The sequence below is a fragment of the Streptomyces sp. NPDC055955 genome (genome assembly GCF_042270245.1).
GTDB lineage: Bacteria > Actinomycetota > Actinomycetes > Streptomycetales > Streptomycetaceae > Streptomyces.
On the sequence record NZ_JBHJYS010000017.1, the window covers coordinates 24,690 to 44,366 of the forward strand.

At 70.8% G+C, this 19,677-nt stretch carries 15 protein-coding genes; 5 read left to right on the top strand and 10 right to left on the bottom strand.

The window, feature by feature from the left end:
* Window positions 1–51: 51 nt before the first annotated feature.
* Complete coding sequence (locus ACFC96_RS29695; RefSeq protein ID WP_340459265.1) at window positions 52–813, top strand: transcriptional regulator; 762 nt, start codon at window positions 52–54, stop codon at window positions 811–813.
* Between the two features lie 14 nt (window positions 814–827).
* Here ACFC96_RS29695 and pyk read toward each other — a convergent pair whose 3' ends face one another.
* Window positions 828–2,264: a pyruvate kinase gene (pyk, locus tag ACFC96_RS29700; RefSeq protein ID WP_376615008.1), complete on the bottom strand. Its 1,437-nt coding sequence runs from the start codon at window positions 2,262–2,264 to the stop codon at window positions 828–830.
* A gap of 153 nt (window positions 2,265–2,417) precedes the next feature.
* Window positions 2,418–3,137: an SIMPL domain-containing protein gene (locus ACFC96_RS29705; protein ID WP_376615010.1), complete on the bottom strand. Its 720-nt coding sequence runs from the start codon at window positions 3,135–3,137 to the stop codon at window positions 2,418–2,420.
* A 132-nt stretch (window positions 3,138–3,269) separates the two neighbouring features.
* On the opposite strand from ACFC96_RS29705, the gene ACFC96_RS29710 reads away from it, so the two are divergent.
* The gene (locus ACFC96_RS29710; protein WP_376615125.1) at window positions 3,270–5,069 is read left to right on the top strand and encodes a 5'-nucleotidase C-terminal domain-containing protein; all 1,800 of its coding nucleotides are present in this window, start codon (window positions 3,270–3,272) and stop codon (window positions 5,067–5,069) included.
* On the opposite strand, the gene ACFC96_RS29715 is transcribed toward ACFC96_RS29710, so the two are convergent.
* The 5 genes from ACFC96_RS29715 to ACFC96_RS29735 form a co-directional block, all read right to left on the bottom strand.
* Entirely contained in the window at window positions 5,066–6,502 is a 1,437-nt protein-coding gene (locus ACFC96_RS29715; RefSeq protein ID WP_376615012.1) for a lysine N(6)-hydroxylase/L-ornithine N(5)-oxygenase family protein, read from the bottom strand. The genes ACFC96_RS29710 and ACFC96_RS29715 overlap by 4 nt on opposite strands.
* Window positions 6,499–7,920, bottom strand: a complete 1,422-nt coding sequence (locus tag ACFC96_RS29720) for a pyridoxal phosphate-dependent decarboxylase family protein (protein ID WP_376615014.1) — start codon at window positions 7,918–7,920, stop codon at window positions 6,499–6,501. The genes ACFC96_RS29715 and ACFC96_RS29720 overlap by 4 nt, the downstream gene beginning before the upstream one ends.
* A gap of 190 nt (window positions 7,921–8,110) precedes the next feature.
* Window positions 8,111–10,612, bottom strand: coding sequence for an aminopeptidase N (gene pepN / locus ACFC96_RS29725; protein ID WP_376258517.1), 2,502 nt, complete (start codon window positions 10,610–10,612; stop codon window positions 8,111–8,113).
* A 126-nt stretch (window positions 10,613–10,738) separates the two neighbouring features.
* The gene (locus ACFC96_RS29730) at window positions 10,739–11,074 is read right to left on the bottom strand and encodes a chorismate mutase (protein ID WP_376258519.1); all 336 of its coding nucleotides are present in this window, start codon (window positions 11,072–11,074) and stop codon (window positions 10,739–10,741) included.
* A gap of 20 nt (window positions 11,075–11,094) precedes the next feature.
* Entirely contained in the window at window positions 11,095–11,997 is a 903-nt protein-coding gene (locus ACFC96_RS29735) for a helix-turn-helix domain-containing protein (RefSeq protein WP_376258521.1), read from the bottom strand.
* Between the two features lie 137 nt (window positions 11,998–12,134).
* Between ACFC96_RS29735 and ACFC96_RS29740 the strand changes: the two genes are divergently transcribed.
* The 3 genes from ACFC96_RS29740 to ACFC96_RS29750 all read left to right on the top strand — a co-directional run bounded on the left by ACFC96_RS29740 (window position 12,135) and on the right by ACFC96_RS29750 (window position 16,587).
* Window positions 12,135–13,880 (top strand): beta-galactosidase, encoded by a 1,746-nt coding sequence (locus ACFC96_RS29740; protein WP_376615127.1) that lies wholly within the window; start codon window positions 12,135–12,137, stop codon window positions 13,878–13,880.
* 286 nt (window positions 13,881–14,166) lie between these two features.
* Window positions 14,167–15,060 carry a hypothetical protein gene (locus ACFC96_RS29745; protein ID WP_376258523.1) on the top strand — a complete coding sequence of 298 codons (894 nt, stop codon included), beginning with the start codon at window positions 14,167–14,169 and terminating at the stop codon, window positions 15,058–15,060.
* A gap of 48 nt (window positions 15,061–15,108) precedes the next feature.
* A complete protein-coding gene (locus tag ACFC96_RS29750; protein ID WP_376615016.1) occupies window positions 15,109–16,587 on the top strand; it encodes an ankyrin repeat domain-containing protein in 1,479 nt (492 codons plus the stop codon).
* Here the strand turns inward: ACFC96_RS29750 and ACFC96_RS29755 are convergent.
* From ACFC96_RS29755 to ACFC96_RS29765, 3 genes are read right to left on the bottom strand one after another with little or no spacing between them, the layout of a single operon-like run.
* A complete protein-coding gene (locus ACFC96_RS29755) occupies window positions 16,547–18,214 on the bottom strand; it encodes an FAD-dependent oxidoreductase (RefSeq protein ID WP_376615017.1) in 1,668 nt (555 codons plus the stop codon). The genes ACFC96_RS29750 and ACFC96_RS29755 overlap by 41 nt on opposite strands.
* The gene (locus tag ACFC96_RS29760; RefSeq protein ID WP_340460871.1) at window positions 18,211–18,699 is read right to left on the bottom strand and encodes a flavin reductase family protein; all 489 of its coding nucleotides are present in this window, start codon (window positions 18,697–18,699) and stop codon (window positions 18,211–18,213) included. Before ACFC96_RS29760 ends, ACFC96_RS29755 begins: the two co-directional genes overlap by 4 nt.
* Window positions 18,687–19,583, bottom strand: a complete 897-nt coding sequence (locus tag ACFC96_RS29765; protein WP_340460872.1) for a VOC family protein — start codon at window positions 19,581–19,583, stop codon at window positions 18,687–18,689. The genes ACFC96_RS29760 and ACFC96_RS29765 overlap by 13 nt, the downstream gene beginning before the upstream one ends.
* Window positions 19,584–19,677: the final 94 nt, after the last annotated feature.

The window sequence follows — 19,677 nt, forward strand, 5'->3', positions numbered from 1 at the left end:
CATCCACTTTTTGCTGCGTGTCGCCGTACACAACCAGCCGACAGTGGCCACATGTACGACATGGGCATGCGTGAACGAGCTCTGTCCCTGGTCTCCCAGGGGCGCAGCCTGAACTCGGTGAGCAAGGAGACCGGGGTCTCCCGGGCCGCAATACGCTCCTGGCAGACCGACATCGAACCGCGTAAGCGCGCAGGCCTCCCGTGCCCAAGATGCGGGGACACGCCGACCCCGCCCGAGGACCAAGCGGCGTACTCCTACCTGTTGGGCCTCTATCTGGGCGATGGCTGCATCAGCGAACAGCGACGCGGCGTCCACGTCCTCCGCATCGTCATGGACAATGCCTGGCCCGGTCTCATCGACGCCTGCGAAGCGGCCATGCGCTCGATCCGCCCGGACAACAGTGTGTGTCGCGTCAAGAAGCCAGGCTGCGTTGCGGTCACCACCTCCAGCAAACACTGGCCCTGTCTCTTCCCTCAGCACGGCCCCGGCAAGAAGCACGAACGGCGGATCGCCCTCGAACCATGGCAGAACGAGATCGTCGACGCTCACCCGTGGCAGTTCATCCGGGGACTCATCCACTCCGATGGATGCCGGATCATCAACTGGACCGAGAAGGTCATCGCCGGCGAGCTCAAGCGGTACGAATATCCCCGGTACTTCTTCACTAACCTGTCGGGCGACATCATCAGGCTCTTCACCGACACCCTGGACAGCCTCGGCGTCCAGTGGCAGCAGGCGAACCATCGCAACATCTCCATCGCCCGCAAAGCCTCGGTCGCCCTCATGGACACCCACGTAGGCCCCAAATACTGACCTGACCCTGATCCCTACTTCGGGCTGTCGTCCTCGCCGATGTGGTGGACGCGGACCAGGTTGGTGGAGCCGGAGACTCCGGGCGGGGAGCCGGCCGTGATGACGACGATGTCGCCCTTCCGGCAGCGGCCGTACTGGAGGAGCAGCTCGTCGACCTGGTCGACCATCGCGTCGGTGGAGTCGACGTGGGGGCCGAGGAAGGTCTCCACGCCCCAGGTGAGGTTGAGCTGGGAGCGGGTGGACGGGGTCGGGGTGAAGGCCAGGAGCGGGATGGGTGAGCGGTAGCGGGAGAGGCGGCGGACCGTGTCGCCGGACTGGGTGAAGGCCACCAGGAACTTCGCGCCGAGGAAGTCGCCCATTTCGGCTGCGGCGCGGGCGACGGCTCCGCCTTGGGTGCGGGGTTTGTTGCGTTCGGTGAGGGGCGGGAGCCCCTTGGCGAGGATGTCTTCCTCGGCCGCTTCGATGATGCGGCTCATGGTGCGGACGGTTTCGACGGGGTATTTGCCGACGCTGGTCTCGCCGGAGAGCATGACGGCGTCGGTGCCGTCGATGACGGCGTTGGCGACGTCGCTCGCCTCGGCGCGGGTGGGGCGCGAGTTGTCGATCATCGAGTCGAGCATCTGGGTCGCGACGATGACCGGCTTGGCGTTGCGCTTGGCGAGTTTGATGGCGCGTTTTTGGACGATGGGGACTTGTTCGAGGGGCATTTCCACGCCGAGGTCGCCGCGGGCGACCATGATTCCGTCGAAGGCGGCGACGATGTCGTCGATGTTGTCGACCGCCTGGGGCTTTTCGACTTTGGCGATGACGGGGAGGCGGCGGTCTTCCTCTTCCATGATGCGGTGGACGTCTTCGATGTCGCGGCCGCTGCGGACGAAGGAGAGGGCGATGACGTCGGCGCCGGTGCGCAGGGCCCAGCGGAGGTCTTCCTGGTCCTTGTCGCTGAGTGCGGGGACGGAGACGGCCACGCCGGGGAGGTTGAGGCCTTTGTGGTCGGAGACCATGCCGCCTTCGATGACGGTGGTGTGGACGCGGGGGCCGTCGACGGCGGTGACTTCGAGGGTGACTTTGCCGTCGTCGACGAGGATGCGTTCGCCGGTGGTGACGTCGGTGGCGAGGCCGTCGTAGGTGGTGCCGCAGGTGTGGCGGTCGCCCTGGATGTCGGGTTCGACGGTGATGGTGAATTCGTCGCCGCGTTCAAGGAGTACGGGGCCTTCGTGGAAGCGGCCGAGTCTGATCTTCGGGCCTTGAAGGTCGGCGAGGATTCCGACGCTGCGGCCGGTTTCGTCGGAGGCCTTTCGGACGTGGTGGTAGCGCTCCTCGTGTTCGGCGTAGGTGCCGTGGCTGAGGTTGAAGCGGGCTACGTCCATTCCGGCTTCGACGAGTGCCTTGATCTGCTCGTACGAGTCGGTGGCGGGCCCCAGGGTACAGACGATCTTTGCTCGGCGCATGGTTCGAGCCTAGGGCTTACCGACGGGTAGGGAATTGGTTGTGCGTGACTACCCAACCACCTTTGAGTGAAGGGTTATTGACAAGTGTTGAATTGTGCATGGGGGTGCTCCGATGAGCATGTATTTCGGTGACGTCGTTCGGGGGCGGGGCTTTTACAGCTCGGGTGGGTGCATGGTGAATCGGGCGTTGACGTTGGCGTAGACGGTTTGGCGCTGGGGTTCGAGGTCGAGGGGTGCGGGGGTGTCGTCGGGGGCGCCGGCGTAGGCGGCCATGCGCATGTGGGGTGCGCCGGGGGCGGGTCCGAAGCGGTCGGCGTCCTCGGCTCCGGTGTCGGCGAGTTCGATGAGGGCGGCGAGGCGTGTGCCGAGGGCTTCGGCGTATTCGCGGGCGCGTTGGACCGCTTCGCGGACTGCTTGCTGTCGGGCGGTGCGGTGGACGGGTGAGTCGGGGCGCAGGGACCACCAGGGGCCGTCGACGCGGGTGAGGTCCTGGTCGGCGAGGCGGGTGGTGAGTTCGCCGAGTGCGGTGAAGTCGGTGAGTTCGGCGGTGATGAGGACGCGGCCGTGGTAGGCGCGGATGCGTTCGCTGCGGCCGTGGCGGGTGAGTTCGGGGGTGATGGAGAAGGCGCCGGTGTCGAGTTTTTCGATGGCTTCTCCGTAGCTTTTGATGAGGTCGAGGGTGGCGGTGTTGCGGCGGGTGAGGTCGGTGAGGGCTTCGCGGCGGTCGGTGCCGCGGGCGCTGACGGTGATGCCGATGCGGGCGAGGTCGGGGTCGGTTTCGATGCGGGCTTCGCCGCGGACGGCGATGCGGGGGGCTCGGGGGGTGCCGTAGGGGGTGGGTTGTCCCTCGGGGGCCGTTTCGTCGGGGGTCATGGGGTCACTTTGGCAGCAGCGCATCGGACAGTCATCGGATTGAAACCTCTTGGGTCTGTTGCGTGTTGGGTTGAGGGGCCAGAATCTACGCGCGTTGCAACTGTCGATGAGTGGTGCCGGAGGGGATCTGAGATGCCGTTGAATCGCCGGAAGTTTCTGGGCAAGTCCGCTGCTACGGGTGCGGCCGTGGCGCTGACCGGGGCGGTGTCGGCGCCGGCCGCGCAGGCGCGCGGGGGCCGGCCGGAGGGGCACAAGCGGTACTCGTTCACCGTCATGGGTACGACGGACCTGCATGGTCATGTCTTCAACTGGGACTACTTCAAGGACGCGGAGTACTCGGATCCGGCGGGTAACGCGCTGGGTCTTTCGCGGATCTCGACGCTGGTGGAGCAGATCCGTGCGGAGCGGGGCCGGCGGAACACGCTGCTGATCGACGCGGGTGACACGATCCAGGGGACGCCTTTGACGTACTACTTCGCGAAGGTGGATCCGATCACCGCGAAGGGTGGTCCGGTGCATCCGATGGCTCAGGCGATGAATGCGATCGGCTATGACGCGGTGGCGCTCGGGAACCACGAGTTCAACTACGGGATCGAGACGCTGCGTAAGTTCGAGTCGCAGTGCGAGTTCCCGCTGCTGGGCGCGAACGCGGTGGACGCGACGACGGAGAAGCCTGCTTTCCCGCCGTATTTCATGAAGCGGCTGCGTACGCCGCACGGCAAGGACGTGAAGGTGGCGGTGCTCGGACTGACGAATCCGGGGATCGCGATCTGGGACAAGGCTTATGTGCAGGGCAAGTTGAAGTTCCCCGGGCTTGAGGAGCAGGCCGCGAAGTGGGTGCCGAAGCTGCGGTCGATGGGTGCGGACGTGGTGATCGTGTCGGCGCATTCGGGGGCTTCGGGCACGTCGTCGTACGGGGATCAGGTCCCTTACGTGGAGAACGCGGCGGCGAATGTGGCGCGGCTGGTGCCGGGGATCGACGCGATTCTCGTGGGGCACGCGCATGTGGAGATTCCGCAGCAGCTGGTGACGAACGAGAAGACGGGCAAGGCGGTCGTGCTGTCGGAGCCGCTTTGTTTCGCGGAGCGGCTGACGCTGTTCGACTTCGATCTGGTGTGGGAGAAGGGGCGTTGGTCGGTCGAGTCCGTCCGGGCGTCGCTGCGTGACTCCCGGACGGTGGCGGACGATCCGAAGATCACGAAGCTGCTGAAGGACGAGCATGCCGCGGTGGTGAAGTACGTGAATCAGGTCGTGGGCCGGGCGACGGTGGAGCTGACGACGGTCGACGCGCGGTACAAGGACGCGCCGATCATCGACCTGATCAACACGGTGCAGGCGGATGTGGTGAGGAAGGCGCTGGCGTCGACGGAGTACGCGTCGCTGCCGGTCCTCTCACAGGCTTCGCCGTTCTCGCGTACGTCGACGATTCCGGCGGGCGAGGTGACGATCCGGGACCTGTCGGGTCTGTACGTGTACGACAACACGCTGGTCGCGAAGTTGATGACGGGTGCGCAGGTGCGGGCGTACCTGGAGTTCTCGGCCGAGTATTTCGTGCAGACGGCGGCGGGCGCGGTCGTGGACGTGGACAAGCTGACGAACGCGAACAACCGTCCGGACTACAACTACGACTATGTGTCGGGGCTTTCGTACGACATCGACGTCGCGCAGGCGGCGGGTTCGCGGATCAAGAACCTGACGTATCAGGGTGCGGCGCTGGACGACGCCCAGAAGTTCGTGTTCGCGGTGAACAACTACCGGGCGAACGGTGGTGGGGCGTTCCCGCATGTGGCGTCGGCGCAGGAGCTGTGGTCGGAGTCGACGGAGATCCGTACGCGGATCGCCGAGTGGGTGACCGCGAAGGGCACCCTGGACCCGGCGGAGTTCGCTTCGGTGGACTGGCGCCTCACGCGGGACGGTACGCCGGTGTTCTAGTTCTTGAGCTCGATGAGATGGGTGTTGCCGCGCTCTCCGGACCGGGTCCGGGGGGCGCGGTTCTCGTTGGGGGTGAGTCCGAAGGTGGTGAAGGCGGTGCGCTGCGGGAGGAGGTAGGGGTCTTTGCCCGTGAGGGTGTTGAGGATGGTGGCGCTGCGCCAGGCGGCGAGGCCGAGGTCGGGGGCGCCGACTCCGTGGCTGTGGCGTTCGGCGTTCTGTACGTAGATGTTGCTGCCGGTGTCGGTGACGGTGGGGTCGAGGACGAGGCGGAACTGTTCGTCGATGCGGGGGCGTTCGGCTTTGTCACGGCGGAGGTGGGGGGCCAGACCGGTGAGGATCTGGTCGAGGGGGCGCTCGCGGTAGCCGGTGGCGAGGACGACGGCGTCGGTGGTGAGGCGGGAGCGGGTGTTCTGCCGGCGGTGTTCGAGGTGGAGTTCGACTTTGGTGGTGGCGACGCGGCCTGCGGTGCGGACGCGGACGCCGGGGGTGAGGGTGGCGTCGGGCCAGCCGCCGTGGAGGGTGCGCTGGTAGAGCTCGTCGTGGATGGCGGCGATGGTTTCGGCGTCGATGCCTTTGTGGAGCTGCCATTGGGCGGGGACGAGTCCGTCGCGTACGTCTTCGGGGAGGTGGTGGAAGTAGCGGGTGTAGTCGGGGGTGAAGTGTTCGAGGCCGAGCTTGGAGTACTCCATGGGGGCGAAGGCTTCGCTGCGGGCGAGCCAGTGGAGTCTCTCGCGGCCTTGGGGGCGGTTCTTGAGGAGGTCGAGGAAGATCTCGGCGCCGGACTGGCCTGATCCGATGACGGTGATGTGGTCGGCGGCGAGGAGTTCGGTGCGGTGGGTGAGGTAGTCGGCGGAGTGGATGACGGGGACGGCGGGGGCTTCGGCGAGGGGGCGCAGCGGTTCGGGGATGTAGGGGGCGGTGCCGACGCCGAGTACGACGTTCTTGGTGTAGGTGCGGCCGAGTGCCTCGGCTTCGCCTTCGGTGTCGAGTTGGGTGAAGTCGACTTCGAAGAGGCGGTGTTCGGGGTTCCAGCGGACGGTGTCGACCTGGTGGCCGAAGTGGAGTCCGGGGAGGTTCTCGCTGACCCAGCGGCAGTAGGCGTCGTATTCGGCGCGCTGGATGTGGAAGCGCTCGGCGAAGTAGAAGGGGAAGAGGCGTTCGCGGGTTTTGAGGTAGTTGAGGAAGGTCCAGTGGTTTGCGGGGTCGGCGAGGGTGACGAGGTCGGCGAGGAAGGGGACTTGGAGGGTGGCGCCGTCGATGAGGAGGCCGGGGTGCCAGTGGAAGGCGGGGCGTTGTTCGTAGAACGCGGTGTCGAGTTCGGTGAGGGGATGGGCGAGGGCGGCGAGGGAGAGGTTGAAGGGGCCGATGCCGATGCCGACGAGGTCGCGGGGTGCTTCGGGGTGCGGGGGCCTGGGGGTGGACGCGGTGGTCATCGGGCGGTGTTTCCTTCCACCAGTTTCAGCAGCTGGGCCAGGTCGCCCGGCTGGGTGTGCGGGTTGAGCAGGGTGGCTTTGAGCCAGAGCCGGCCGTCCATGCGGGCGCGGCCGAGTACGGCGCGGCCTTGGGTGAGGAGGGTGCGCCGGATGTGGGCGGTGCTTTCGTCGGATGCGCCGTGGGGGCGGAAGAGGACGGTGCTGAGGGTGGGGGTGTCGTAGAGGTCGAAGCCGGGGTGGGCGTGCAGGGTGGCGGCGAACTCCTGGGCCTGGTCGCAGACTTGGTCGACGAGGGCGCCGAGTCCGGTGCGGCCGAGGGCTTTGAGGGTGACGGCGATTTTGAGGATGTCGGGGCGTCGGGTGGTGCGCAGGGAGCGGCCGAGGAGGTCGGGCAGGCCGGCTTCGGTGTCGTCGTCGGCGTTGAGGTAGTCGGCGTGGTGGGTGAGGGGGGTGAGGTCGGCGGGGTCGCGTACGGCGAGGAGGCCGGCGGCGACGGGTTGCCAGCCGAGTTTGTGGAGGTCGAGGGTGACGGTGGCGGCGCGGTCGAGGCCGGTGAGCTGGGAGCGGCGGGTGGGGCTGAAGAGGAGCCCGGCGCCGTAGGCGGCGTCGATGTGGAGGCGGGCGCCGTGGTGTTCGCAGACGTCGGCGATCTCCGGGAGAGGGTCGATGAGGCCCGCGTCGGTGGTGCCGGCGGTGGCGGCGACGAGTTTGGGTCCGGGCAGGTCGGTGAGGGCTTCGTCGAGTGCTGCGGGGTCGAGGGTGCCTGTGGGGGCGGGCACGGTGACGGGGTCCGGGAGGCCGAGGAGCCAGGCGGCGCGGGGCAGGGAGTGGTGGGCGCCTGCGCCGGTGATGAGCTGGAGGGGGCCCTCGAAGGCGTGGCTTTCGCGGGCGAGGAGGAGGGCGAGCTGGTTGGCTTCGGTGCCGCCGGTGGTGACCAGTGCCTGCGGGTGGCCGGGCCGGCCGGGCTTGTCTGACTGGCCTGGTCGGCCGGCGTCGCCGTAGACCTCGTGGGCGAGTGCGTCGGTGACGAGGGTTTCGAGGGCGGACGCGGCGGGGGCCTGGTCCCAGGAGTCCATGGAGGGGTTGAGGGCGGACACGGCGAGGTCGGCGGCGGTCGCGAGGGCCAGGGGCGGGCAGTGGAGGTGGGCCGCGCACAGGGGGTCGGCGGGGTCGGCGGCGCCTTCGGCGAGGGCCTGCACGAGGGTGCGCAGCGCGGTGTCGGAGCCGGTGCCGTGGTGGGGCAGGGGGTCGCCGGTGAGCTCGCGCAGGCGGGTGGTGACGGTGTGGGGGCCGCCGGCGGGGAGGGGGCCGCCTCGGCCGACGGCTCCTTCGTGGAGTGCGTCGAGGACGGTGTCGAGCAACGGCCGCAGGGCTTGGGGGCCTTGGGTGCCTCCGGCGAGGGGCGGCGGGTTGCTCATGGCGGTGTCCTTCGGGGTGCGCGGGTGAGGCCTCCAGCCTGTCTGCGGTGGCGGTGGCGTGCCCGGCGATCACAACGATCGGAACCCGAAAGTGGTACTGCCGTACGGGGATTGGGTGAGGGCGGGGCGGTTGGTGGTACGGGGTCCGGTGCGACCGGACCCCGTACCTGCCGGGCCCCTGAGACGGGCCCTAGGACGCGGCGGTGGCCGTCCTGATCTTCAAGGCGCGTGCGAGGTCGTCGAGTTGGTCGGCGAGCCGTCGACGCAGGGCGGGGATGGGGGCGTCGTCCTCGATGCAGCTCTCGCCGAGGGTGAGGGTGTGCGTGTCGACGGCGTGGGCGGGGAAGGCGTGGCGTCCCGCGGCGTCGGCGATGGCGGGGCCGCGGCGGTGGGCGACGGCCACGGCGTCGGGGAAGTAGCGGGCGACGTAGGGGTGCAGGAGGTCGCTCTGCTCGGGCTGCCAGAAGCCCTGGGCGGTGGCGGTGAAGAGGTAGTTGGAGAGCTCGTCGGTGGTGAACATGGCGTCCCAGGCGGCGCGTTTGGCCTCGGGGTCGGGCAGGGCGGCGCGGCAGTGGGCGGCGCCCTGTCGGCCGGTGGCGCTGGGGTCCTGGGTGAGTTCGGCCTCGATGACGGCGTCGTCGACGGCGCCGAGTACGCAGAGGCGGCCGAGGATGCGCCAGCGCAGTTCGGGGTCGAGTTCGGGGCCGCCGGGGACGCTGCCGCTGTCGTACCAGTCGCGGATGGTGTCGGCGTGGGCGGCGCTGTCGATGAGGGTGCGCACGGCGGTGAGGCGCAGGCCCGGGTTGCTGCCGTCCTCGGTGCGGCGGATGAGGTCGGTGCACAGGTCGGTGAGGAGGGCGAGGGCGTCCGGGCGTTCGGCGGGGGTGGTGTAGCGGTCGGCGATCTGGGTGCGGGCGAAGGCGAGGACGCCCTGGACGTTGGCGAGTTCGTGTTCGGCGGGGAGGTGGGCGCGGGCGGCTTCGAGGTAGGTGAGGGGTTCGAGTTCGCCGTCGCGGACCATGTCGCGCAGGCAGTTCCACAGGACGGCGCGGGTGAGGGGGTCGGGCACGCGGGAGAGGCCGCGCAGGGCGGTTTCCTCGGAGTGGCGGTCGAGGCGGATCTTGGCGTAGGTGAGGTCCTGGTCGTTGGGGACGACGAGGGCGGGGCGGGGGCCGGGGAGGCTGTGTTCGCCGGTGGCCGGGATGTCGAGGTCGCTCAGTTCGCGGCGGACGAGGGTGGCGCCGTCGATGAGGTCGCGGTCGTAGACGCCGACGGTGACGCGGTGGGGGCGGCTGCCCTCGCGGGTGACGGTGAGTGCCGTCCGTCCGGGGTGTTCGGTGACGCCTGCGGTGAGGGTGTCGACGCCGGTGGTGCGCAGCCAGGTGTCGGCCCAGGCATGGACGTCTCGGTCGGTGTGGTGGGCGAGGGAGGCGATGAAGTCCGCGAGGGTGGCGTTGGCGAACCGGTGGCGCCGGAAGTGGGTGTTGATGCCGGCGAGGAAGTCCTTCTCGCCGAGCCAGGCGACGAGTTGGCGCAGAGCGGAGGCGCCCTTGGCGTAGGAGATGCCGTCGAAGTTGAGCAGGGCGGACGCGGTGTCGGGGACGGCGTCGGCGTCGGGGGCGACGGGGTGGGTGGAGGGGCGCTGGTCGGCGTCGTATCCCCAGGCTTTGCGGGCCACTCCGAAGTCGACCCAGGTGTCGGTGAAGCGGGTCGCTTCGGTGAGGGTCTGGTAGCCCATGTACTCGGCGAAGGACTCGTTGAGCCAGATGTCGTCCCACCATTGGAGGGTGACGAGGTCGCCGAACCACATGTGGGCCATTTCGTGGGCGATGACCATGGCGCGGGTCTGGCGTTCGGTGTCGGTGACGGCGGAGCGGTGGATGAACTCGTCGCGGAAGGTGACGAGTCCGGGGTTCTCCATGGCGCCGGCGTTGAATTCGGGGACGAACGCCTGGTCGTAGGAGTCGAAGGGGTAGGGCTCCTCGAACTTCTCGTGGTAGCGGTCGTAGCAGGCGCGGGTGATGTCGAGGATCTCTTCGGCGTCGGCGTCGAGGTAGCGGGCGAGGGAGCGGCGGCAGTGGATGCCGAAGGGCAGTCCGCGGTGTTCGGTGCGTACGGAGTGCCAGGGGCCCGCGGCGACGGCGACGAGGTAGGTGGACAGGAGGGGGGTGGTGGCCGCCCGCCATGTTCCGTCGCCGAGGTCTTCGGTGACGCCGTTGGCGAGGACGGTCCAGCCGTCGGGTGCGGTGACGGTGAGGTCGAAGACGGCCTTGAGGTCGGGCTGGTCGAAGGCGGCGAAGACGCGCTGGACGTCTTCCATGAACAGCTGTGTGTAGACGTACGTCTCGCCGTCGCTGGGGTCGGTGAAGCGGTGCATGCCTTCGCCGGTGTGCGAGTAGGCCATGGCGGCTTCGACGCGCAGTTCGTGGGGGCCGGGGGTGAGGCCGGTGAGGGGGAGCCGGTTGTCGTCGAGCGCGGCGGGGTCCAGGGGGTGTCCGTCGAGGGTGACGGATCGCAGGGCGGCGGGCCTGACCTCGACGAAGGTGTCTCCGGCCGTGCGGGTGGTGAAGCCGATGACGGTGGTGGAGTCGAAGGTGTCGGCTCCGCGGGTGAGATCGAGGTCGATCGTGTACCGCTGGACGTCGATGAGCTGGGCTCGGGTCTGCGCTTCGTCGCGCGTCAGTACGGACATGGGGACATGCTGCCGTACGCCTCCGGCGGGGAACAGGGTGGACGGGGCGAGGGGCCGGTGCCCGTCGGCGCGGCCTGTCCCGGCGCTGGGCCGGGGCCTTCGGGCTCCGTCCCGGACCCCCGCTCCTCAGTCGCCGGAGGGGCTCGCATTGGCGGCGATCTGCTCGTGGTGGCGGATGACCTCGCTGATGATGAAATTCAGGAACTTCTCGGCGAAGGCGGGGTCCAGCTTGGCGTTCTCCGCGAGTTGGCGCAGGCGCTCGATCTGGTTGGCCTCGCGGGCGGGGTCGGCCGGGGGCAGGGCGTGTTCGGCCTTGAGGTGGCCGACCTGCTGGGTGCATTTGAAGCGTTCGGCGAGCATGTGGACGACGGCGGCGTCGATGTTGTCGATGCTGTCGCGCAGGCGGGCGAGTTCGGCGCGGACGGCGGGGTCCACGGCGTCGCGGGCGTTGCTGTTGGTCATAGGAGGAAACCCTACGTGGCTCAGGGGCGCTCGATCATGGCGCCCGGGGAGCGCAGCATCGGGGGGTCGTCGGGGTCGGGGACGGTGTGCGACCAGCCGCCGGGGACGGTGCGGCCCTGTTGTTCGCGGAAGCGGACGGGTGCGGTGCCGACGCGGCGGGTGAACAGGCGGGAGAAGTAGGCGGGGTCGTCGTAGCCGACGCGGCGGGCGACGGCGGCGACGGGGAGTTCGGTGGCGGCGAGGAGTTCCTTGGCGCGGCCCAGGCGGATGCCGAGGAGGTAGTCCTTGGGGCTGCAGCCGGCGCCGCGGCGGACGGCGGTGCGCAGTTCGGCGGGGGTCATGCCGTGGCGGGCGGCGTGTTCGGCGACGGTCAGGGGCTGGAAGGCGTCGCGGGCGAGGGACTGGAGGACGGGGTCGCCGTCGGGGGCCATGTCGGCGCGGGCGCGGCGCAGGGCGACGAGGAGTTCGTGGACGGCGGCGGCGGTCTCGACCTCGAGGAGGGGGTTGCCGCGGCGGGCGGCGCGGGCGATGCGGCCGACGGCGGTGCGGGCGTGGGCGGCGTCGGAGAGGGGGACGACGGGGCGCTCGGGTTCTATGTAGCCGAGTTCGGTGTAGGTGGCGGTGGTGGGGCCGGTGAAGTCGACGAAGCATTCGTCCCAGCCGGTGTCGGGGTCGGGCCCGTAGTGGTGGGGCATGCCGGGGGTGACCCAGATGAGGGCGGGTGCGGTGACGGTGGTGCGGCGGCCGTCGGGGGCCTGGTACCAGCCGCGTCCGGCGGTGATGACGACGGCGACGTGGTGGTCGAGGGTGCGGGGGCCGACGGTGGGCAGGGCGCCGTACTGGAGGCCGACGCCGAGGCAGACGAGGCCGAGGCGGTGGTGGGCCGGGCTGGGGGTGAAATACCGCATCCAGGTGTGGTACATCCGCTTGTGTCCCTTCCTGGGCGGGTGTGGTGCCGGTGGTGCGCTCGTTGCGTCCAAACAGGGCTGATCTTTGTCCATGGACCCTGCCGCCCGCCAGAGGTGATCGTGGCAGGCAGTACGTGAGCGAGAGGGACATGATGGCCGGGTTCAGGGTGGGCGAGGACGACTTCGAGGTCGACGGGCGGCCGGTGCGGCTCCTGTCGGGGGCGCTGCACTACTTCCGGGTGCACGAGGAGCAGTGGGGGCACCGTCTCGCGATGCTGCGGGCGATGGGCCTGAACTGTGTGGAGACGTACGTCCCGTGGAATCTGCACGAGCCGCGCCCCGGCGAGCTGCGTGACGTGGGGGCTCTGGGCCGGTTCCTGGACGCGGTGCGCGAGGCGGGGCTGTGGGCGATCGTGCGTCCGGGGCCCTATATCTGTGCCGAGTGGGAGAACGGCGGGCTGCCGCACTGGCTGACGGGTCCCCTGGGCTCGCGGGTGCGCACCAGGGACGGGGAGTTCCTGGCGGCGGTGGACCGCTGGTTCGCGGCGCTGCTCCCCCAGGTCGTGGAGCGGCAGTACGACCGGGGCGGCCCGGTGATCATGGTGCAGGTGGAGAACGAGTACGGCTCGTACGGCTCGGACCAGGTGTATCTGGCCCATCTCGCGGACGCTCTGCGCGGGCTCGGGGTGACGGCGGCGCTGTTCACGTCGGACGGTCCGGACGACCACATGCTGACGGGCGGCTCGGTGCCGGGTGTCCTCGCGACGGCGAACTTCGGGTCGAACGCGCGGAAGGCTTTCGAGACGCTGCGCCGGCACCGGCCCAAGGGTCCGCTGATGTGCATGGAGTTCTGGTGCGGCTGGTTCGACCACTGGGGCGCGGACCATGTCGTGCGGGACGCCGAGGACGCGGCGGCGGCCCTGCGGGAGATCCTGGAGTGCGGGGCGTCGGTCAATCTGTACATGGCGCACGGCGGGACGAGCTTCGGGGGCTGGGCGGGGGCGAACCGGGCGGGGCAGCTGCACGAGGGGCGGCTCCAGCCCGATGTGACGTCGTACGACTACGACGCGCCGGTCGACGAGCACGGGCGGCCGACGGAGAAGTTCTGGCGCTTCCGCGAGGTGTTCGCCGAGTACGCGGACGGGCCGCTGCCGGACGTCCCCGAGCAGCCGGCGGCGTTGGCCGTCGCGGTGACGGCGGAGCTGACGTCGCATGTGCCGCTGGACGCGGTCCTGGAGGGGCTCGGTTCGGCGGAGGGCGAGTACGGGGTGCCGCCGACCTTCGAGCAGCTCGGCGTGGACCGGGGTCTGGTCCGTTACAGCGTGGACGTGCCGGGGCCGCGCAGGGCGTATCCGCTGCGGGCGGCGGGGCTGCGGGACCGTGCCGTGGTGTACGTGGACGGGGTGCGGGCCGGGGTGCTCACGGAGGACGAGCCGGTCCTCGCGGAGCCGGTCGCGGGGCCCGCCCGTATCGAGCTGTGGGTGGAGTCGCTGGGCCGGGTCAACTACGGGCCGCGCACGGGTGAGTCGAAGGGCGTCACGGGCGGGGTGCTGCACGAGCGGCAGTTTCTGCACGGGGTGCGGGCGCGGGCGCTGCGCCTGGACGCGTTCGACGACGCGGACGCGGTGCGGGGCCTCGCGCCGGTGGACGGCTGTGCGGGGGCCGCGGGCCTGTACCGCGGCACGTTCGAGGTGAGCGGCGCGGGGGACGCGGAGCTCGAACTGCCGGGATGGACACGGGGGTTCGTGTGGGTGAACGGCTTCAACCTGGGCCGTTACTGGTCGGTGGGGCCGCAGCACTCGCTGTACGTTCCGGGTCCCGTGCTGCGCGAGGGCCGTAACGAGGTGTGGGTGCTCGAGACGGAGGCGGCGGGCGAGCCGCGTGTGACGTTGTCGTAGGCGCCGCCGGGCGGAGATACGGGGCCGGTTCCGGATCACGGAACCGGCCCCTCTTTACGCGCGACGGGGTGCGGGCCGCTCTCCGTGGGAGCCGGCGGGCACGGTCCTCGCTGCGCTCATGGTGGGGCGCGGTGATCACGATGGTGCGGGTGGGGCCTGCGGGCCCATGGACAAAAGGGGGAGAGGTCTTGGACTAATCGCGCCCCGGTGGGCCTGCCGGATCCCGCCGTACAGTGGAGTTCCGGTGTCCGGGCGGTGGCGCCCGGCGGCCCCAGGGGGTGCGGGCGTGGCGAACGGCGGACCGGTGGAGCACGGCTTTCCGCACCTGGAGACGGTGCGGGCGGCGGTGACCGCGCTGTACAAGAGGCTCTCCTACGACACCGTGCACACGTTCGAGACAAGCGTCGCGCCGGTCGATGTGGCGTTCTGCGATCAGGACGACCTGTACCTGGGGGCGCAGCGGGTGGCGCGTGAGCTGGTGCGGCACTACCGGCTGCCGGATGCCCGGATGATCGTCAGTTTCCGTGAGATGACGCATGCGGCGAGTGTCGAGCTGGCGGCGGGTCCGGAGTACTTCATCGAGCTGAACGACCGGTTCCGTACGCACCGGCGGGACATCGGGGCCGCTCTCGCCCACGAGGTCATGCACGTCTATCTGCACCGGCTCGGCCTCGCGTTCCCGGGGACGCGGGACAACGAGATCCTCACGGACACGGCCACCACCTATCTGGGGGCGGGGTGGCTGCTGCTCGACGCGTACCGGGAGGACGCGGCGTCGTCGCAGAAGCTCGGCTATCTCACGCCGGAGGAGTTCGGCTACGTGCTGGCCAAGCGCTCGCTCGCGTTCGGTGAGGCGCCGGAGACGTGGTTCACCAGTGCGCAGGCCTACACCGCGTACACGAAAGGGCTGGCGCGGGCGCGGGCCGACGAGCAGCGGCCGCCGCTGACGGCGGCCGGGTGGGCGGGGCGGCGGCGGTACGCGAAGGACCGGCGTGAGGCGCGGCAGAACGGGGTGGGCGGGGCGGCGCCGGGCGGTGGGTACGCGTTCTCGACGGAGGGGTCCGCGCTGCGGGTGACGTTTGCCTGTCCGACGTGCCATCAGCGGATCCGGGTGCCGGTGCGGGGCCGGGTGCGGGCGCGGTGCGCACTGTGCCACACCGTGATGGACTGCGACACATAGCCTCAAAACGCTTTGCTTTCACCTCGGGTGAGGGGCGATGGTCGACAGATGGACGAAGAGCAGAAGGCAGGCGCGGGTGGCCTGTTCGACGCGGTGTACGGCGGTGACGAGGACGCGGTGGTGCGGGCCCTGCGCGCGGGCGCCGCGGCGGACGAGCCGGACGACGAGGGCCGTACGGCGCTCTATCTGGCGTCGGTGAGCGACGAGCCGGGCATCGTACGTCTGCTGTTGTCGGCCGGGGCGGACCCGGACCGGCTGAGCAGTGGCACGGATCTGCCGTTGTGCGGTGCGGCGTGCGGCGGGCACACGGAGGTCGTGCGGGCTCTGCTCGGGGCGGGCGCGCGCGTCGATCTGCGCGAGGAGTTCGGGTTCACGGCGATGGCGTGGGCGCTGCAGCGCGGGCACGAGCGGGTGGTGCGGGCGCTGCTCGACGGCGGCTCGGATCCGCAGCTGCCGGGCCCCGGCGGCGGTCTTCCGCTGGTCACGGCGGCCCGGCGCGGGTCCACGGGGTGTGTGCGCGCTCTGCTCGAACACGGCGCGCGGGGGCGGACCGAGGCGCTCACCGAGGCGCTGGCCTGGTGCGGTGCGGATGTGGCGGCGGTGCTGCGTGCGGGACTCGAGCGGCCCGGGAGCGAGACGGTGACGCAGCGGTTCGTGGAGGACGGCGGGGTGACCGTGGCCGTGGAACTGCTCGACGAGGAGGGGCGGCCGCGGTCGGGCAACGACATGCAGACGGGGCACGCGGCGATCGCCACGCTCCTGGAGGCGGACCTGGGCATCGTCACACCGGCCGCCGAACTGGCGGAGCGCGCGCTGCGCCGCGGTGATCCAGACGACGACGACTGGACCGAGACGGTGGCCGTGCTCCGGGCGCGCGGCGACGAGGAGACGTTCCTCGCGGCGGCCGCGTGGTGTGCGAGCGGTGAGGCGCCGCGGCGGGCTCTCGGGGCGGATGTGCTCGGGCAGTTGGGGCCACGGGGCCGGTACACGGCCCGGTCGCTCCCGGTGCTGCGCGCCCTGGCCCGCACCGCCCGCGACACCGCCGGCCTGCGCTCGGCCGTCGTCGCGCTCGGCCATCTCGGGGATCCGGCGGCGCTGCCGGAGATCCTGCTGCACGCGCGGCATCCGCAGCCGCAGGTGCGCCTCGCGGTGGCGGCGGCCCTGACGGGGCTGGTGCCGGCCGGGCACGGCGAGGGCGTCGCCGCGCTGGTCGCGCTGACCCGCGACGCGGACGGCGATGTGCGCAACTGGGCCGCGGCGGCGCTCGCCGCGGCCCCCGCGGACACGGATCAGGTGCGCGACGCGCTGGCCGCGCTCCTCGAGGACCCGGTCCCGGACGCCGCGGCGGAGGCGGCCCGCGGTCTGGCGCTGCGCCACGATGCGCGGGCCGTCGAGGCGCTCGCGCGGATCCTCGCCTGCCGGCCGCCCGGCGGGTACGCGCACGACACGGCGCGTGACGCGATCCGCCATGTCCCCGACGCGCGGGTCAGGGCCCGTCTGGAGTGGACGGTCCCGCGATGTCGTTGACGGCGGCCCAGCTGAACGCCATGGCGGGCCCGATCGTGGCGCCGGGCCCCGGGTACGTCTCCCCCATGACGGCCGCCGAGCAGTTCCCGGAGGCGTAGAGCCCGGCGACGGGCGTGCCGTCCTCGCGCAGGACGCGGGCGTCCGCGTCCGTGACGAGGCCGCCCTTGGTGCCGATGTCGCCGGGGTGGACGGGGACGGCGTAGAAGGGGCCCTTGTCGAGGGGGGCGAGGTTGGGGTTTCGCAGGGTCGGGTCGCCGTAGTAGCGGTCGTAGACGCTGTCGCCGCGGGCGAAGTCCTCGTCCTTCCCGGTGGCGGCGAAGCCGTTGAACCTCCTTATGGTGGAGGGGAGTCGGGGCGTCTTGATGATCCGGGACAGCTCCTCCAGGGTGGCGGCCTCCCTCAGGAAGCCGCTCTCGCGCCACCGCTTCGGGAAGGCCTGGCCGGGGAAGAGGCCCGCGAAGATGTAGCGCGCCTTGGAGCGGGCGTCGAGGATCAGCCAGGACGGGACGGTCGTCGCGTCGGGGCGGTCGGCGGCGTACATGCGGTCCACGAACTCGTGGTACGGCGCCGCCTCGTTGGCGTACCGCTCCCCCGCCGCGTTCACGATCACCATGCCGGGGATGCCCCGGTCGGCGACGAGGAAGAACGGCTTCTCGTCCGGCGGGCACAGAGAGGGGGCGCCCCACACCTTGTCGAGGAGGTCGGTGGCGGCGCCGAGTTCCTCGCCCAGGCGCAGCGCGTCGCCGACCTGGCCCTCGGAGGAGTGGGTCCAGGCGGTGGACGTGGGCTGCGGCAGGTACTTGTCGCGCAGGGCCTGGTCGTGGGAGAAACCGCCGGACGCGAGGACGACGCCGCCGCGGGCCCGTACGACGCGTTCGGTACCGTCGCGCACGACGCGGACGCCGGTCACGCGGCCGTCCTCCACGACGAGGCCGGTCAGCGGCGCCGACAGCCACAGGTCGCCGCCGAGGCGCTCCAGGGAGAGCCGCATCCTGGCGATGAGCGCCTCACCCAGCGAGAGCAGCTTGCGCCCGCGCAGTGCCGCGCCCACGGCCCGCGCCCCCACCCGCAGCGATCTGCGCTTGCCGGCCCAGGTGCGGGCGACCATGTTGAGGAACCGGAAGTCGTACGACGTCATGGTCAGCCCGTACGTGGGCAGCCCCGCACGGCGCAGGTCCCGGGCGAGCGGGCCGAGTTCCTTGAGGTCGACGACGCACGGCTCGGCCGAGCGGCCCTGCGCCATGCCACCGAGCGCCTCCGGGAAGTAGTCGGAGTAGCCGGGTGTGTACATGAAGCGGACGGCGGTGCGGTCGTGGAACTCGCGCACCATGCTTGGCCCGTGCCGCAGATAGGCGTCCTTGCGGTCAGCCGGTACGCGGTCGCCGACGGTCGCGTCGAGGTAGGCGCGGGCCTTCTCGTACGTGTCGCCGAGGCCGGCCGCGTCGAGATGGAAGTTGCCCGGCACCCAGATCGCGCCGCCGGACAGGGCGGTGGAGCCGCCGTACTGATCGGTCTTCTCGACGATCAGGGCGGTCAGGCCGCGCAGACGGGCGGTGATCGCGGCGGCGAACCCAGCGGCGCCGGACCCGACGACCACCACGTCGTAGCCGATCTCGGCGTCACTCATGCGAACTCCCCGGTGGCGTAGGCGCTGCGGAAGTAGAGCAGGGGTCCACCGCCGTCGCGTGCGGTCAGGCCGAGGACGCGGGCGGTGACGATCCAGTGGTCACCGGCCTCGTGGACGGCGTAGAGCTCGCAGTCGACGGTGGCGAGGGCGCCGGCCACGCGGACCGCGCCGCCCGCGGCCGGCTCCCACTGCACGTCGCGGAACTTGTCGGGCCCGCTGCGGCCGACGGCGGCGCACACGGCGCGCTGATCGTCGGCGAGGATCGAGACGCCGAACCGGCCGGCGCGCCGCACCTTGGGCCAGCTCGTCGACGACTTGGCGACGCACAGCAGCACGAGCGGCGGTTCGAGGGAGAGCGAGGCGAAGGACTGGCAGGCGAGGCCCACCGGTTCGCCCGTGTCCTCGTCGAGGGCGGCGACGACCGTGACGCCGGACGCGAAGTGGCCCAGGACGTCGCGGAACGCGTCCGGGGTCAGCCGTTCCACCGGTGGCCCCAGAAGCTGTCGGAGGTGATCTCCTTCGTCACCCAGGTCGCTTTGTCGACGAGAAGACCGTCCCAGCCGTACTCGACCTGGAAGCCGCCGGGGGCCTGCGCGTAGAACGACACCATGTGGTCGTTGGAGTGCCGGCCGAGGGTGGAGGCGATCGGGATGCCCGCCGCGTTCATGCGGTCCAGGCAGAAGCCGACGTCGTCGAGGCGCTCCAGCTCGACCATGAAGTGCACGATGCCGGGCGGGAGTTCACCCGGGTACAGGCCGAGGCTGTGGTGGCGGGCGTTGGGGCTGAGGAAGTTCATCCAGTAGAAGTCCTGGCCCGGCTTCCCCGTGGGCACGGCGGCGGGCGGCAGCTTCATGCGGTCGCGGAGCTGGAAGCCGAGGAGGTTCTCGTAGAAGTCGAGGGTGGCTTCCATGTCGGGGGCCGGCATGACGACGTGACCGAGCCCGAGGTGGTCGCCGGTGACGAAGCGGTTGCCGTAGGGCGCGGCGAGCGGCGTGTGGTCCTGGGCCTGGCCCCAGTAGATCTCCAGGGGGTTGCCGGCCGGGTCCTCGCAGTGGATGAGGCCCTGTACGCGGCGGTCGGCGAGGGTGGCGTCGTCGGCGTGCTTGACGGCGACTCCGGCCGCTTCGAGTTCGGCGGCGGCCTCGGCGAGCGCTCGCGCGTTCGCGACCTCGAAGCCGGCCGACAGGAGGCGGTCGTGTTCGCCCGCCACGAAGGACAGGCGGCGGATGCGGTCGTCGATCCGGGCGTGCAGGACGGTGTCCGTCGAGTCGGCGCCCTCCGTCATCCCGAGGATGTCGATGACGTAGGTGCGCCACTCGGCGAGCTTCGCGGTCTCGATGCGGAGGAAGCCCAGAGAGCGGATGTCCATGGCTGTGGGCCTTTCGGTGGCTGGTGACTGGTGGCTGGCGGCTGCGGGCCGATGACTGGTGGCTGCCGGCCGGTGGCTGGTGGCTGCCGGCCGG

Coding starts and splice junctions, on each gene's coding strand:
- ACFC96_RS29755 (WP_376615017.1), bottom strand. CDS start 18,214: ATGAGTGACGCCGAGATCGGCTACGACGTGGTGGTCGTCGGGTCCGGC.
- pepN (WP_376258517.1), bottom strand. CDS start 10,612: ATGTCCGTACTGACGCGCGACGAAGCGCAGACCCGAGCCCAGCTCATC.
- ACFC96_RS29710 (WP_376615125.1), top strand. CDS start 3,270: ATGCCGTTGAATCGCCGGAAGTTTCTGGGCAAGTCCGCTGCTACGGGT.
- pyk (WP_376615008.1), bottom strand. CDS start 2,264: ATGCGCCGAGCAAAGATCGTCTGTACCCTGGGGCCCGCCACCGACTCG.
- ACFC96_RS29735 (WP_376258521.1), bottom strand. CDS start 11,997: ATGTACCACACCTGGATGCGGTATTTCACCCCCAGCCCGGCCCACCAC.
- ACFC96_RS29750 (WP_376615016.1), top strand. CDS start 15,109: ATGGACGAAGAGCAGAAGGCAGGCGCGGGTGGCCTGTTCGACGCGGTG.
- ACFC96_RS29720 (WP_376615014.1), bottom strand. CDS start 7,920: ATGAGCAACCCGCCGCCCCTCGCCGGAGGCACCCAAGGCCCCCAAGCC.
- ACFC96_RS29705 (WP_376615010.1), bottom strand. CDS start 3,137: ATGACCCCCGACGAAACGGCCCCCGAGGGACAACCCACCCCCTACGGC.
- ACFC96_RS29740 (WP_376615127.1), top strand. CDS start 12,135: ATGGCCGGGTTCAGGGTGGGCGAGGACGACTTCGAGGTCGACGGGCGG.
- ACFC96_RS29730 (WP_376258519.1), bottom strand. CDS start 11,074: ATGACCAACAGCAACGCCCGCGACGCCGTGGACCCCGCCGTCCGCGCC.
- ACFC96_RS29715 (WP_376615012.1), bottom strand. CDS start 6,502: ATGACCACCGCGTCCACCCCCAGGCCCCCGCACCCCGAAGCACCCCGC.
- ACFC96_RS29765 (WP_340460872.1), bottom strand. CDS start 19,583: ATGGACATCCGCTCTCTGGGCTTCCTCCGCATCGAGACCGCGAAGCTC.
- ACFC96_RS29695 (WP_340459265.1), top strand. CDS start 52: ATGTACGACATGGGCATGCGTGAACGAGCTCTGTCCCTGGTCTCCCAG.